We start from the raw sequence: 15124 nt of genomic DNA, 5'->3' as shown, positions 1-15124 counted from the left end.
ATTTCATGCAATTTTTATGCAATCAATTTCGCCCCTTATAACCAGAACAGATGAGTAGCTCTCATATTTTGGATTTACCCAGAATAAAAACTTATGCTCCAGCTTCAATCACTGAATTTTATGGAGCCCCTGCGATTGCTTCAACATATTGTGAATTCAAAAATCCTCCCCGAATACTTTATAGGCATTGGCAACATGGGTGGGTTCAGAAAAGTAGACAGTTAGAGCCAAACTTAGTAGCTGCTGAATTTATTTCCAATAAAAAAGCTCTAATTTTGGTGGCCAGAAAAGATGAAGAAGAATATTTAATTAGAGAAGGGTATCACGCAAAAGCGATAGGATTACCCTTTTGTTATGTTTCATCTCGACAATATTCAAAAATCAAAAATAGCCTTTTAGTGATGCCTTGTCATACATCAAGATTTGTGCCCATTGAATTCAATGAAAAGTATAAACTGTTCATAAATTATGTTTTAGAACAAAAAAGTATATTCGACTTTGTCTGCATCTGTATGCATCAAGATGATATTGATTTAGGATACGCAAAAATATGGGAAGATTTTGGCTTTCAGGTCATTAGAGGTGCTGCAATAAATGACGAAAATGCTCTTGTTCGTATACATGCTTTGATGTCTCAATTTGAGACTATCTTGAGTGATGTCATGGGATCTCATCTTGTTTATGCTGCTTCCTCTGGAGCCAAGATTTCTCTTGTTCAACCTATTGGTAGAGAGTACCAAAACTCTAATGATCCATTTTTCCAAGGTGAACGAGCTGTTTTGCGAAAGCCACTAGCTGATATAGCAGCAATAGAAATGAATCCCAAGTCTTCTCCCTATTCGTTCTTATTTGATGAGCCCAAAAAGGCAAGACAACATATAGATTGGGGATTAGAGCAAATTGGATTTCGCAACCGAGTTTCTCCATGCGAACTGCGTCATTTTCTTGGATGGAACCTTCCCGAAAAACTTCTAAACGAGTTTAATTACTATGCCAAGAAATCTATCTATAAAGCAAAGAGTGTTGTCAAAAGCTGGATTAAAGTGGAGAATTAATTTAATTGATTTTCAAAAAGCGACTAAAAACCTCTCGTAAATAATTAAATTAACTCTCTTGGAATCAGGCTAAAAAGTGAATCTAAAAATGATTTCTCTTTTCTGAAAATTTTATGGTGCCTTGGGGTTCAAGATTTGTACACCTCGTCTACCAGCGCGATCCCAGGAAAGCAATTTAATCTCCAATAGCCATTTGAAATAGCCATTTGATCTGCAATATCAGTGACAGAGGTATCAATACAGATGCCTCTATTTTGGGCATGACTCTATTTTGGGCATGAGTGAATAATGCCATAAGACATGAGCCTTAAACATAAATATCATGGGCATGACAAACATAAATATAGCTTGCGGTAATACTTTTATTGCTTCAGATGCTTGGATTAATTTCGATTACAATTCTTCTTGTTCTTCCGTACAAAAGGTCGATCTCCTGAAAGGATTGCCCCTTGACAATGATTCGATCAGTGTTGTTTATTCATCGCATTTTCTGGAACATATTTCACGTTCCAAAACTCTATCTTTCCTTCAAGATTGTCATCGAGTGTTGATAGCTGGCGGGAAAATCAGGTTGGTTTTACCTGATTGGGAAAATTTATGCCGAGAGTATCTAAAATGTCGTGACCAAGGGGAAAACGACAAAGCTAATTTTACGATGATTGAAATGATCGACCAATGTGTTCGGCTATATCCTGGTGGGCTCCTTGGTGATTACCTTGATTATCTGAAAAAGCACTCCGATGAGCAGTCAAAAATGATTGAGTATGTCAAACTTCGTTGCGGAGAAGATTTAAGTCTAGTTGCTAGCAACCTTTATAGTGAATCTAGTTCTAGAGAAGGAACATTTTTTCAAAAGTTAGCTGCCTCTAAATTGATGAGAGCTGTTACAAGCCCAAATTATTTAACTGCTCGACTCAAGAGAAAGTTTAGCCACTATCGTATTAAGTTGGCCACAGCTCTTCTGCCAAAAGCATTCCGCGAGCAAAATGTAAGCTATGCCTCTGTCGGAGAAAGACATGCTTGGATGTGGGATTTTTACACCCTCAGTCAAGAACTTGAACGGGCTGGATTTCATAACATCAAACGGCTGTCCTTTGACAAAACTGAAATCGACAACTTTCCATTAGTTCCCCTTGATATGACAGTGGATGATCGTCCCCGGAAGGGAGAAGGCTCTATGTATATAGAAGCCGAAAAATGACATGCATGAAAGTAATTAGATGAAAGCAATTATTCTTGCTGGCGGGTTAGGAACTCGCTTGTCTGAAGAAACTCACCTTCGACCAAAGCCCATGGTGGAAATTGGCGGCAAGCCAATTCTATGGCACATCATGAAAATTTACTCCGCCTATGGCATAAACGAATTTATTATTTGTTGTGGCTATAAAGGTTATTTAATTAAAGAATATTTTGCCAACTATTCTTTGCATACCTCTGATGTCACCTTCGACATGGTAAATCACTCCGTCGAAATCCATCAACACAAAACCGAACCTTGGAAAGTCACATTAGTTGATACTGGTGAGCACACGCTCACCGGGGGAAGACTAAGACGAGTAGCCCCCTATATTCAAGCAGGGGAAACCTTTTGCTTTACCTACGGTGATGGTGTAGCAGATATTGATATTGGTGCGTTATTAGAATTCCATTACCAACACGGTCGCTGGGCTACGGTGACTGCTGTCCAACCGCCCGGTCGCTACGGGGCGTTGCAGCTCAGCGAATCTAGAGTTACAGGTTTCACAGAAAAGCCCCCAGGAGATGGGGGCCTAATTAACGGGGGTTTCTTTGTCCTGTCATCAAACTGCCTCAATCTAATTGAGGGTGACACATGCAGTTGGGAACAAGAACCCCTGACTCAGCTCGCCTTAAAAGGAGAATTGATGGCCTTTAAGCATTATGGCTTCTGGCAACCCATGGACACGCTCCGGGACAAAAATCACCTAGAAACTCTGTGGAGAGATAACCGTGCTCCTTGGAAACTATGGTGATTCAACCCTCCCATTGGCAAAATACATCAGTTTTGGTCACGGGCCATACAGGCTTTAAGGGCTCATGGCTTTCATTATGGTTATCGAGATTAGGCGCTAGAGTCCATGGGTATGCTCTAGATTCTCCAACAACCCCTAACCTGTTTGAGTCAGCCCGTGTTGCAGATGGATTAGCCTCAGATATTAGAGCCAATATTTTAGAGCTTGGCACACTCAAACAAGCCTTACATGTAGCTCAGCCCAGCGTTATCTTTCATTTGGCTGCACAGCCATTAGTACGAATAGGATATGCTGAGCCACTAGAGACATTTTCTACTAACGTCATCGGCACCGCAAACCTGCTAGAAGCTATTCGTGATGTGCCATCAGTGAAAGCAGTCGTAATTGTCACTACGGATAAAGTTTATGATAATCGGGAATGGATCTATCCCTATCGAGAGATCGATGCTTTAGGTGGCTATGATCCCTATTCCGCCAGTAAGGCAGCGGCAGAACTCGTTGTTGCTAGCTATAGAGCTAGTTTTTTTAGTTCTCCCCTCCAACATTTCCCTAATATTGCCACAGCTCGGGCAGGCAATGTGATTGGTGGCGGTGACTGGGCACAAGATCGGTTGATTCCAGACTGTTTACGTTCCTTTGAGCAAGGAAAACCTCTAAAAATTCGCTATCCCCAAGCTGTTCGTCCTTGGCAACATGTGCTTGAGTCCCTCTCAGGCTACCTGCTATTGGCTGAAAAACTGCTTGGGTCTGATGGGAACAACTATGCCCGTGCCTGGAATTTTGGTCCCACCATAGACGAACATGCAAGCGTAAGCAATGTAGTTGAACGAATCGCTACTTGTGGGGGATGGTTAGAGCAAATTGAATTTTTAGCCTCAGGCAATAACCCCCATGAAGCTGGTTTACTTCAACTCGACGCAAGTCGTGCTCGCCTAGAACTGGGCTGGCGAATGTGCTGGTCATTAGATCGGGCTCTTAAGGCAACTGTGGAGTGGCACCAAGCTTGGCTTGCCCATAAAGATATGTACGCATTTACTCTGAAGCAAATTGATACCTATCAGAACCAATGAAGTTGTTTGTGACTGGAGGGACTGGATTCATTGGCTCTCATTTTCTGATGCTTGCAGTACAGGCGGGACATGAGGTTCTAGCCTTGAAGCGAGCCCAAAGCCAACCCCGTCTACCATTAACTTTCCAACCAACTTGGCTAGAAGGTACCCTTACGGAGGATTGGTCTAAAGCGCTAGAGCACTGCGATGTCTTAGTCCATTTAGCCGCAGCGGGTGTAAATCCAAACTTCAATGATTGGCACAGCTTATTTTCTGTGAATGTCAGTCAGTCCTTAGATCTTTGGCTACAGGCTAAGCAAGCTGGCGTCAAACGGTTGGTTGTTTGTGGGTCTTGCTCTGAGTATGGCTATAGTGGCGAACAATATGAGTTTATTCCGACGACTGCTCCGTTACAGCCCACCAATGCCTATGGTGCGTCAAAAGCATCAGCTAGTTTAGCTGCAATGGGGCTCGCTGTTCAAATGGAATGGGAAGTCGTCTTACTCAGACCTTTTCACGTCTATGGACAGGGAGAAGCTGAGTTTAGGCTCTGGCCATCCCTGCGCAAAGCTGCCTTGGCAGGAGCAGATTTCCCCATGACTGCCGGAGAACAGATCAGAGACTTCATGCCCGTAGAGCAGGTGGCTCAGCAGTTTTTACACGCCTGTGAGATGTCTAATATTCAGGCAGGAAATCCGATGGTAAAGAATCTAGGTACGGGAAAACCTCAAACAGTACGTGAGTTTTCTGAGTTCTGGTGGCAACACTGGCAAGCAACGGGACAACTCCTCTTAGGAAAAATTCCATATCGCTCCCATGAAGTCATGCGGTATGTTCCAAAAATTCCAAGAGACTAATTGAAAAGATTATATTTCTGGCTGACTTCCAGTTGAAGTGCCAGTTGAAGTAGTTGACATGAAAAAATATCTAGTAAGTGGGGTTCCTATTTCTGATAGTGGAGTAGGGAGATTAATGAAAAATATGGTTCCAGAGGCGAAGGCAAGAGGCTATGTGATTATCACGCCACCTCTTCTGAAGCCAATCAAGAAAATGTTTCGGGAACGACATTACCCTGGTGCTTTTCGGGAAATTATAGACCGAAGTTTTGGGAAATTATTTTTTAATTTGAAATTACTATTGATCCGGAAATCTCTAGTCCTATTTCTCCATCCTCAAACTTTTGGATTTTCTAAATTATTTCTTCTTGCCAAAAGCAATAAATTGTATCTATACGTAATGGATAACAGCTTTTTCTGCATCCGATCCTATAATATTCATCCTGATAATGGAGCGGAGTGTTTGAGATGCCTAGGAAATCCAGAAAAAGTATTGCAGGGCTGTCAACCATATCCAGTGCTTTATGCTAAAAGCAAAAATATATCAGCCTTAAAGACTCTTATGAAACTTTCCAGTAAAATTACATTTTTGGCTCAAAATAAGAATCAAAAAGTACTGCTAGAGAAGCATTTTGATGAGAATATTGATTGTGTTGTCGCAGGTCTAGATACCGGTGAAATTTTGACAGAAAATACGAACTCTGTCGTTAATCTTTCCCACTCAGATTCAAATTCAGACTTAAATATAGGCTGCTATGATATTGTCTATCATGGAGCAGCCCATTTAGCTAAAGGGATTGCCTATGTTATTGATCTAGCGAAAAATCTAAAGGAGTTATCCTTTTTTATCCCGGAAAGTAAGGAAGCTTGTGAGCTTGCTATCGGCAGAACGATTGAATGTGAGAATATCACCTTTAGGGCTTGTAGATGGGAAAGTGGGTTGAGAGAGGCTGTCATCCAAGCTCGCTTAGTGATCAATCCGAGTTTGTGGTCAGCCCCTATTGAGGGGGCATTACTGAAATCAGTGTTTTATGCTTCTAGAGTTGCAACAGTGACCACCATGCATGGATTTGAGGGAGAGCTTGCAGAATCCATTAATTTAATTCGTCTGCCTAGGGAAACTTCCTATGCTGCTGACATTCTTAGAGACATTCTAAAAGATAAAAACCCCACGGAAAAGCCTCAATGTTCTCCTCCTAATTTATCGAAATTCTTAGGTGATCAGTCTATTTTTGACATTGTTGAGACTCGCATCTAAGGACTCCTCAACTAATTGCCTTATGGTTGATTTCGAGAACCCTAAACTGGCAGTTCTGATTTCAAGAACATTGTTACCCCCACCATGGATGCCACCGAGCTACTAGGAATTCTGGCCCGAGGCGAAGGTAAGCCTTCAGGGGTTCACGAAGAATTAAGGGTTCCAGGGTCTCGATAGGGGTTAAGGTAGGCTCATGAGTGAAGGCAACGAGCCCACCATAGACATCGGCGGCATCTCCATTTCTGTGTCAGATTGGGATGCCACCCCGGCTAGCGTAAAAAAAGCTCTGGTGTGCGCTCTCATTGAGACCATCAGTCGCTTAGAAGAGCGGGTGAGCCACCTCGAAGAGCAACTCAACCAGAATTCGCAAAACTCATCGTTGCCGCCTTCAAAGGATGGATTCGGCCCCCCTAAGCCAGACCCGGAGGGCAAAGGCAAAGGGAAGCGGAAGCGCGGAGGCCAACCGGGACACAAAGGATATTCCCGCAAGCTGTATCCCCTAGAAGCCTGCAAACAGGTGTTCGAGCATCGCCCCAAGACCTGTGGGCATTGTGGAGAGCCGCTATCAGGAAACGACCCAGCGCCCTATCGGCACCAGATTGTCGAACTACCGCCAATTGAGCCCATCGTCATCGAGCATCGCCTGCACGCCTTAGATTGTGAGCACTGCGGTAAAACCACCCGTAGCAAATTACCAGCAGAGGTGCATCAAGGCGGTTATGGTGAGCGGTTGAGTGCAGTAGTGGCCTTACTGAGTGGCGCTTATCGCCAAAGCCATCAGCAGGTGAAGACCTGTCTAGCAGCGCTGTTTGAGATCGAGATTTCTGGCGGCAGCATCAACCGGCTACGCCGAGAAGCCAGTGCGGCACTGGGGCAGCCAGTAGCTGAGGCGCAAGGCTACGTGCAGGGGGAAGCGGTGATTCACAGTGATGAGACTAGCTTTCGCCAGGGGAACAGCGATGGCCAGAATCAGGCCCAGCGACAGGGTTGGCTGTGGGTGCTGGTGACGCCGATGGTGAGTGTGTTCAGCATTCTGTTGAGCCGGTCTCAAGCCGCCGCCCAAGCACTGATTGGCCCAGCCTATGACGGCATTGTGGTCTCAGACCGCTACAGCGGCTATGGGTGGATTGATATTAGCCAACGCCAGGTGTGTTGGGCTCATCTCAAACGAGACTTTACTCGGATTGCCGAGCGTCAGGGGGTCTGCCAAGAGATTGGAAAAGGCTTACTGGCTCAACAAAAAGCGTTGTTTGAGTTGTGGTACCAAGTGCGGGATGGCACCCTTTCCCGGACTGGCTTTGCTGAGTTAGTCCAGCCGATTCGGGCTGCTGTAAAAGCGGTGCTTGAGGAGGGAGCGAACTATGACATTGGCCCAAAGGAGAAGACGCCTTTGGCCAAGACGGTACGCACTTGCCGACAACTGCTGTTGGTGGAACCGGCTCTGTGGACGTTTGTCACGGTGCTGGGGGTGGAGCCCACCAATAATACGGCTGAGCGTTCTTTGCGAGCTGGGGTGATTTGGAAGCGCATCAGCTTTGGGGCGGAGTCTCAGGCCGGCAGTGAGTTTGTCGCCCGGATGCTGACGACGGTTTCTTCTCTGACGATGCAGCAGCGAGATGTGCTGGACTTTCTCACTCAAGCCTATTGGTCGGCTCGCTTTGGTCAAGCGCCACCTTCATTGCTGCCTTTGGCCACTCATCAGCCTGAAACCCTAATCGCGCCGTGACCCCCTGAAGGCTTACAGGCGAAGACAGCCGTTATCAATTCGCCTACGGCCTCTCCAATATGCGCAACCCCATGCTCACCTACCATGCGGTGCGGCTGCTCCTCTATCGTGGCCTCGGTAGGGGCATTCCTAGAGTCCTGCACCGCTGCCCCCAGACCCAACTGATCAACGATGTTCCTGGCAACCAGTTCAAGGCTATTTTACCCCGGCCATTGACTTCAGCCAAAGCAGCATAGCCTGGGTCAGAGCCAACTCATTCCCTAAACTGGGGATATCTGTCTTTGCTCTGCTACTCTACTTACTATGTTCCAATCAAAAATTTAGAGAAATCGAATATGAAGTTGAGCTTTAGTGTTATTACTCCGTCGTATCAACAGGGGCATTTTATTGAAGAAACTATTCAAAGTGTACTTACGCAGAAAGATATTGAACCGACAGATATAGAATATATCGTTTGCGATGGTGGCAGTACAGACCAAACTATTGATATTCTTAAAGCATATGAAGGAAAGCTGAGATGGCTTTCTGAGCCTGATGGTGGACAGTCAGATGCTGTAAATAAGGGCATTGAGATGACTGATGGAGATATCATCGCCTGGATAAATTCCGATGATATTTATTATTCAGACTCATTTTCGATAGTGCGAAAAATATTTGAGGGCAATCCAGATATTGAGGTTGTTTATGGCGATGCAAATTGGATAGATGAGTTTGGGAGTTTTTTGGCAAAGTATCCTGTGGAAGAGTGGGACTATCAACGCCTAAAGAAAGCATGTTATATTTGCCAGCCAGCAGTTTTCTTTAGGCGCAGTATTGTCAGAAATTTGGGTGCTTTAAATGTTAACTTGAATTACTGCATGGACTATGAACTCTGGCTAAGATATGGGTGTAATAACAACTTTTTCTATGTTGACACCGTGCTTGCCGGTGCTCGTATGTATAGCAGCAATAAAAGTTTGGGGGGAAGGTTAGATGCCCATAAAGAAGTTAACGCCATGCTTTTTGAGAAAATACATTATGTGCCCACAACATGGATTGCTTCCTATGCACTGGTAAAATCAGAGCGTGAAAACAATCTGGATAAGTACAATGATAAAGATCTGCGAAAACTAATCATTTATCTGATTTTCAATTCCTTATCCATTGCGATTCACCGTAATATTATGGGAATACCAGAGATTCTGTTGAAATCAGTTTTTTGGTTGCTCCTCCCAAAGCAAACCTGGTTTAAAAGAGCAGAACCCATCTTAAAAGAGATCGGATGGTAAACGCTATGCTTGATGAAAGGGTATATTATTCGAATGAATAGCTTGATTAGTGTTAAGAAGCTTATCAAGAAAGGGCTTTATATAGGTAGACTTATTTCTCTTCGCTTAACGGTGGGAAATCCTAGAAATTTATCTGCTGTTGATCAATATATTAGTCGCCTCACAAAAAAATACTCCTTTGATCGCGTCAAAGACAGTGATGTTCTATCCTTCTCTTCTCCAATCAGCGTCTCAGAAGAACACCATATTGACTCAATGGTTTGTCGTCACGAACACTTTCAGACCCCTTGGTTTCAGCGGTGGTCTGAGGAAATGGGTCTTTATGGCTGTGATGAACTGACTCTAGGAGCTAAGTTTCACCGTAAAGCATGGGAGTGGTGCGCGATCGCTCAAGCGCTTGCTGAACGGGGAATGCTAGACCCTAATAAACGAGGGCTTGGATTTGCAGTGGGTACAGAACCTTTACCCGCTTTGTTTGCTAAGTATGGTGCTTCGGTATTGGCAACTGATTTAGATGTCCGAGACCGACGCTCAAAAGCCTGGGCTGCGACTAATCAACATGCGAATTCTCTGGAAAAGCTTTATTTTCAGCATATTGTCCCAAAAGCCACTTTTGAAGATAGGGTAGACTTCCAGTTTATGGATATGAGGTTCCCCCGTGATATTGACGGAAAATTTGATTTTATATGGAGTTCGTGCGCCTTAGAGCACTTGGGCAACCTAATGGAAGGATTCGGCTTTATATTTAAAGCCTGTAGTCTTCTCAAGCCTGGAGGAATTTGTGTTCATACGACTGAGTACAATATCACTTCTAATTCCAGCACAATAGAATGTGGCCCTAGTGTCATTTATCGTCGCCAGGATATCGAGAACTTAGATCTGCTCTTGAGAAAGTCTGGTCTATGTCTTGAAAAGCTTGATTTTTGGGCTGGAGGAGACTTGCACGACAGACTCTATGACACTGAGCCCTACTACCAGTCAGGGAAACAACATATTAAATTAAGTCTTGATGGTTATGTCACAACATCAATGGTACTTATTATCTATGCATAGAGTCCTTACCCATTGATGCCTGTAAATTCTCTTATGAAGCAAAATTCTCTACTGGTTAATCTCTCTGTATTATCAAGTAAGCCAACAGGACTATCGAATTATTCATTCAATCTTTCCAAGGTAATTTGTACAAGTAAAGCAACCACTTTTTTGAGTCATCAAAAACCAGATTTCATCAAGGTACCGTCTCAGTGGATACAAATTCCAAATGGTTTAAATACGGACTTCGGCAAGATCGGTCATCTAAAGCGACTGCTTTGGTTGCAATTTATATTGCCTAAAATATTCAAAAAACTTTCCTCGACTTTACTTTTTTCCCCTGTTCCAGAAGCACCTATTTATACCGATGTACGACATGTTATTACAGTGCACGACATTATTCCCCTACGATTTTCTGCAAAGCATTTTTCCCCATTAAAAACTTACTTCAAGCATTATGTGCCTACAGTATTGAATTATGCTGAACATATCTTGGCAGATTCAGAGGCGACCGCTCAAGATTTAAGATCGTTTTATGACATTTCCTTGTCGAAAGTGACTGTTATCCCCCTATCCTATGATGCTGACAACTTTAGATTCTTAGACCTGCCTACTCAAGATTATTTTGTTTATCTTGGCAGGTTTGATCTCCATAAGAACTTGAAAAGAATAATTGCCGCTTTTTTTGAGTCTAATTTATATAAAAATTACAAGCTTCACTTAGTGGGCTCGTTACAGTCTCCCTACCTACCCGAATTGAAGGCATATATTCAGGATTTGGGGCTCACCGATGCGGTTCTTTTCTTTGATTATATTTCTTACCAAGATTTACCTGTCGTCCTAAATCAATCGCTGGCTTTGGTGCTACCTAGTCTTTGGGAGGGGTTCGGATTACCCGTTTTAGAAGCAATGGCCTGTGGTACACCCGTTATAACATCCAATATATCTTCCTTGCCGGAAGTAGCTGGAGATGCAGCCATTTTGGTGGATCCCTACAATGTTGCTGAAATCGCAGATGCGATGAAGGCGATTGCTACCAATAGTCAACTCCGAAAAGAATTGCGTTACAAAGGGTTGAAACGGGCAGCGCAGTTTTCTTGGGAAAAGACGGCAAGGTTGACTATGGAGGTGCTATATCAACATATGTAAGACTAAATTGTGAATAGTGAAGCCTGCAATCTCCTAGTGATTCTCGCTATACTGCCGCCGTAGGATACCCGTCAGACGTCATAAATTTACTCCGACAACAATAGATTGATGAATAGCAACCTCGGCAAAACTGTCTTAGAACCCCCTCCACAGACCTTCTCTGCCCAAGATTTCTTCGCTGGCGTTCACTGGCACCAAAAATGGGAAGTATTCCAAGGGATATTTACCCCCGGTTTGAACCCTGTGAATAAGTTATGTACCTACGCGCAGCTTCCTGAGGATCTGTCTGGGATGAGGGTTCTGGATGTAGGGGCATGGAATGGGTGCTTTAGTTTTGAGTGCGAACGCCGGGGTGCCCGTGAAGTGGTAGCCTATAGCCTAGAAAATCCTCAGGAATCTGGCTTTGATCGATTGAAGGCGCTGCTGCATTCAAAAGTCACCTATGTCCAAGGTTCGGTGTATACCCTCTCCCCAGAAGACATCGGTCTTTTTGACGTGATTTTATTCTTCGGGGTGCTGTATCACCTACGGTATCCGCTACTTGCCATTGACCGCCTACGCACGGTGAGTAAAGGCTCGATTTTCATTGAGACCCATGTCCTGAGCGATCGCTTGTTACTCCGCAAACCCTTATCCATCCTGAGTCGATTGCTGCACCTGAATGCCCTTTTCAAATCAACCCCCCTATGGCGGCAGTATCGAGAATACGAACTGCATCCTAAAGATCAAAGCAACTGGTTTGCCCCTAATCTTCAGGCAGTGATCGAGTCCTTTCAATCCGCAGGCTTCGAGATTGAGTATTTAGTCTCTTGGGCAGAGGATCGCGCCACGTTCAAGGCAGAGGTTGGCAGTCAGCTTCCTGACCGACTGCGCTTTGGCACTTATGAGGGGGCCAGCTCCAATGCCCAACTAACGGGGCTACCCACCCGCAATAGCCAGCTTTTTAGGGAAGGCACGCCCCTGGATCAAAACGTGAGACCGTAAATCTTAATTTTGGCTAGAATTCCTCAGGCAATCGCGATCGCACATGAATGGTTCGCTAGCTATGCAGGCTCCGAGCGCGTGGTGGAGCAGATGCTGGCGGTGTATCCCCAGGCGGATCTCTATAGCTTGGTAGACTTCTTGGAACCGGAGCAGCGAGGGTTTATCCAGCACAAGGCGGTACAGACCTCCTTGATTCAACGGTTGCCCTTTGCTCGCAGCAAGTTTCGCCAATACCTGCCGCTGATGCCCTTGGCGATCGAGCAGTTCGATATGTCGGCCTATGACCTGGTGATTTCCAGTAACCATGCCGTCACCAAAGGGGTGATTACGGGGCCGAACCAGTTGCATATTTGTATGTGCTACTCCCCCATTCGCTATGCCTGGGACTTGCAGCACCAGTACCTGCGGGAGTCGGGGGCAGGGCGGGGGATGAAAGGCTGGCTGGTGCGGTGGATGCTGCATCAACTGCGCCAGTGGGACTACCGCACCGCCAACGGCGTGGATCACTTCATTGCCATCTCGGAGTTTATTGCCCGCCGGATTTGGAAGGTCTATCGGCGGCGGGCGACGGTGATTTATCCGCCGGTAGACGTGAATGCCTTCGAGGTGGTGACGGCAAAGCAGGACTTTTATTTAGCCGCTTCTCGGTTAGTGCCCTATAAGCGGATGGATCTGATTGTGGCGGCCTTTGCCCACCTACCGGACAAGCGCTTAGTGGTGATTGGGGATGGCCCAGAGATGAAGCGGCTTCAGGGCATCTGTCCGCCCAATGTCACGCTTCTGGGGTATCAACCCTTTCCGGTGCTCAAGGATCATCTACAACGGGCCAAGGCATTTATTTTTGCCGCTGAAGAAGACTTTGGCATCTTGCCCGTAGAGGCCCAGGCGGCGGGAACCCCAGTGATTGCCTATGGCCGAGGGGGATCCTTGGAGACGGTGGTAGCGGGGAAAACGGGGGTGTTTTTCCCGGAGCAAACGGTGGCGGCTTTGGGGACAGCCGTTCAGGATTTTGAGGTTAAACAAGAGGGATTCGACCCGATGCAAATCCGGCAAAATGCGGAGCGCTTTGCCATTGAGCGGTTTCGGGCTGAGTTTCAAACCTTTGTGGAGCAGGCTTGGGCTCGCTTTCACCGGGGAGAACGACTGGAGGATTGAGGGTTGGGCCTGAACCCTAGGGCTGGGGGGCAGAAATATGACGCAGGGGATTAGCCCGGTCATTTTTATGCCGGGCGGTTGGGGACAATTCTCCAGGGCTTTGATGCGTGGCGCTGCCGCTTTAGCGCAGCCATGCCGCAGGCTATACGCACCTTACAAATAATTAAGCCAAATAATTAAGCTCATCTCCTTAGGCCGGAATCAACGGGGTAGCAGTGGCCTTGAACTTCGCCTGCGCCAAGGCTGCCACTGCCGCATCGGGATCCTTTACCCGGAACTGGGCTCCCAGACGCACGATCTGCCGCTGATGCTTAGCCCCAATCACCACGACAACTGGTACCCGCGCCTGGGCCGGGTTGTCCCCTTGACTGGTGCGAATGACATTGCGGAGGCGGTGCTGCTGTTCAATATCCGAGGCCACACGGGGATCTAGTTCCACCATCACCATGCGCACTGCCTCAATCGGTTCCGCATCATCCACAATGAATTGCACTTGATCATCACGGCGATCGCATTTGCCCCACACCATCAGCCGCGCATCCGTCTGGATGTACTGCCCAATGCGCTCATAGGACCGGGGAAACACCACCCCCTCGACACTGCCGGTCAAATCCTCCAGCACCACAATGGCCATGCGATCGCCCTTTTTCGTGACCACCGGCTTCACCTGGGCCAGCATTGCGATCGCACTTAGGGTGACATTATCCGGCTGACTGCCCAAGTCTCCCAAGCTGATGGGGGCCAGAATGCGGGCGGACTTTTGCACCGACTTGAGCGGATGGTCGGAAATATAGAAGCCCAGCAATTCCTTCTCCTGCTTGAGCTTTTCCTGGGGGTCAAAATCCGCCACCGAGGGAGCCTTGGGGGCACTCTCAAAGCCACCACTGGGGGCTGAGTCATCGCTCCCGAACCCCCCCAGCATATCCAGCAGATTGCCCTGCCCCACCGCCCGATCCTTGGCCCGCCCCTGAGCCCAATCCAGAACCAGATCTAGATCCTGCATGAGCTGATTGCGGTTGGACTCTAGGGTATCCAGGGCTCCGCAGAGGATCAGCGCCTCCAGAGCGCGGCGATTGACAGCATGGAGATCAACGCGATCGCACAAATCCGCCAAAGACTTGAACGGCCCCCCCTCTGCCTCTCGTTCCGCAAGAATACACTCGATTGCCCCCTGGCCCACATTTCGCACCGCCGATAGGCCAAACAAAATGCACTTCCCCTCAGGCGTAAAGTCCACCTGAGACTTATTCACATTTGGCGGCAAGACATCAATGCCCATGGCGATACAGTTGGCAATGTAGCTCTGAACCTTGTCCTGGTCGCCGCTGTTGGCGGTCAGCAGCGCCGCCATGTACTCCACCGGGTAGTGGGCCTTCAGGTAGGCCGTCTGGAATGTGACAAACCCATAGGCAGTAGAGTGGGACTTGTTGAAGCAGTTGGAGGCCACCAACCCATCCGCTAGCAGGAAGTTGTGATCCGTCGCTACCCCAATGTCGTAGACGGGCTGAACCCCCAAAGATTGACGACTCACAACTTTAACCATGGTTCCATCCTTAAATTTCACGGGCTTATTTGCAGGGGGTTGGGGCTCTACGATGGTCAGGAACCGGCCCAAAGAGGC

General features: G+C 46.7%; 14 protein-coding genes. 13 read left to right on the top strand and 1 reads right to left on the bottom strand.

Going from position 1 to position 15124, the window contains the following annotated elements; translation table 11 throughout:
• Positions 1–50: 50 nt before the first annotated feature.
• From LEP6406_RS32925 to LEP6406_RS0215125, 13 genes are all read left to right on the top strand, one after another.
• The gene (locus LEP6406_RS32925) at positions 51–1055 is read left to right on the top strand and encodes a hypothetical protein (RefSeq protein WP_008313718.1); all 1005 of its coding nucleotides are present in this window, start codon (positions 51–53) and stop codon (positions 1053–1055) included.
• Between the two features lie 322 nt (positions 1056–1377).
• The gene (locus LEP6406_RS32920; protein ID WP_008313716.1) at positions 1378–2256 is read left to right on the top strand and encodes a class I SAM-dependent methyltransferase; all 879 of its coding nucleotides are present in this window, start codon (positions 1378–1380) and stop codon (positions 2254–2256) included.
• Between the two features lie 19 nt (positions 2257–2275).
• On the top strand, positions 2276–3046 hold the full coding sequence (rfbF, locus tag LEP6406_RS0215175; protein WP_027269162.1) for a glucose-1-phosphate cytidylyltransferase: 771 nt from the start codon (positions 2276–2278) through the stop codon (positions 3044–3046).
• Positions 3040–4116 (top strand): CDP-glucose 4,6-dehydratase, encoded by a 1077-nt coding sequence (rfbG, locus tag LEP6406_RS0215170; protein ID WP_008313712.1) that lies wholly within the window; start codon positions 3040–3042, stop codon positions 4114–4116. Before rfbF ends, rfbG begins: the two co-directional genes overlap by 7 nt.
• Positions 4113–4952 carry an NAD-dependent epimerase/dehydratase family protein gene (locus LEP6406_RS0215165; protein WP_008313711.1) on the top strand — a complete coding sequence of 280 codons (840 nt, stop codon included), beginning with the start codon at positions 4113–4115 and terminating at the stop codon, positions 4950–4952. Before rfbG ends, LEP6406_RS0215165 begins: the two co-directional genes overlap by 4 nt.
• 58 nt (positions 4953–5010) lie before the next feature.
• Positions 5011–6189 (top strand): hypothetical protein, encoded by a 1179-nt coding sequence (locus tag LEP6406_RS0215160; RefSeq protein WP_155834698.1) that lies wholly within the window; start codon positions 5011–5013, stop codon positions 6187–6189.
• A 193-nt stretch (positions 6190–6382) separates the two neighbouring features.
• On the top strand, positions 6383–7915 hold the full coding sequence (gene tnpC, locus LEP6406_RS28350) for an IS66 family transposase (protein WP_051463718.1): 1533 nt from the start codon (positions 6383–6385) through the stop codon (positions 7913–7915).
• A gap of 59 nt (positions 7916–7974) precedes the next feature.
• A complete protein-coding gene (locus LEP6406_RS32915) occupies positions 7975–8151 on the top strand; it encodes a hypothetical protein (RefSeq protein WP_008318769.1) in 177 nt (58 codons plus the stop codon).
• 99 nt (positions 8152–8250) lie between these two features.
• Positions 8251–9183 carry a glycosyltransferase family 2 protein gene (locus tag LEP6406_RS0215145; RefSeq protein ID WP_008318767.1) on the top strand — a complete coding sequence of 311 codons (933 nt, stop codon included), beginning with the start codon at positions 8251–8253 and terminating at the stop codon, positions 9181–9183.
• Between the two features lie 33 nt (positions 9184–9216).
• The gene (locus LEP6406_RS28345) at positions 9217–10236 is read left to right on the top strand and encodes an SAM-dependent methyltransferase (RefSeq protein WP_162160885.1); all 1020 of its coding nucleotides are present in this window, start codon (positions 9217–9219) and stop codon (positions 10234–10236) included.
• Between the two features lie 33 nt (positions 10237–10269).
• Positions 10270–11364 (top strand): glycosyltransferase family 4 protein, encoded by a 1095-nt coding sequence (locus LEP6406_RS0215135; protein WP_008318762.1) that lies wholly within the window; start codon positions 10270–10272, stop codon positions 11362–11364.
• Between the two features lie 108 nt (positions 11365–11472).
• Positions 11473–12348, top strand: a complete 876-nt coding sequence (locus LEP6406_RS0215130) for a class I SAM-dependent methyltransferase (protein WP_008318760.1) — start codon at positions 11473–11475, stop codon at positions 12346–12348.
• 9 nt (positions 12349–12357) lie between these two features.
• Entirely contained in the window at positions 12358–13503 is a 1146-nt protein-coding gene (locus LEP6406_RS0215125; RefSeq protein ID WP_263971183.1) for a glycosyltransferase family 4 protein, read from the top strand.
• 190 nt (positions 13504–13693) lie between these two features.
• Here LEP6406_RS0215125 and LEP6406_RS0215120 read toward each other — a convergent pair whose 3' ends face one another.
• Positions 13694–15046 carry a helix-hairpin-helix domain-containing protein gene (locus LEP6406_RS0215120; protein ID WP_008318757.1) on the bottom strand — a complete coding sequence of 451 codons (1353 nt, stop codon included), beginning with the start codon at positions 15044–15046 and terminating at the stop codon, positions 13694–13696.
• Positions 15047–15124 lie beyond the last annotated feature (78 nt).

The organism is Leptolyngbya sp. PCC 6406, assembly GCF_000332095.2.
GTDB lineage: Bacteria > Cyanobacteriota > Cyanobacteriia > Phormidesmidales > Phormidesmidaceae > PCC-6406.
The sequence above is the reverse complement of the archived record's forward strand: the minus strand, read 5'-3'. Positions and strand labels throughout refer to the sequence as shown.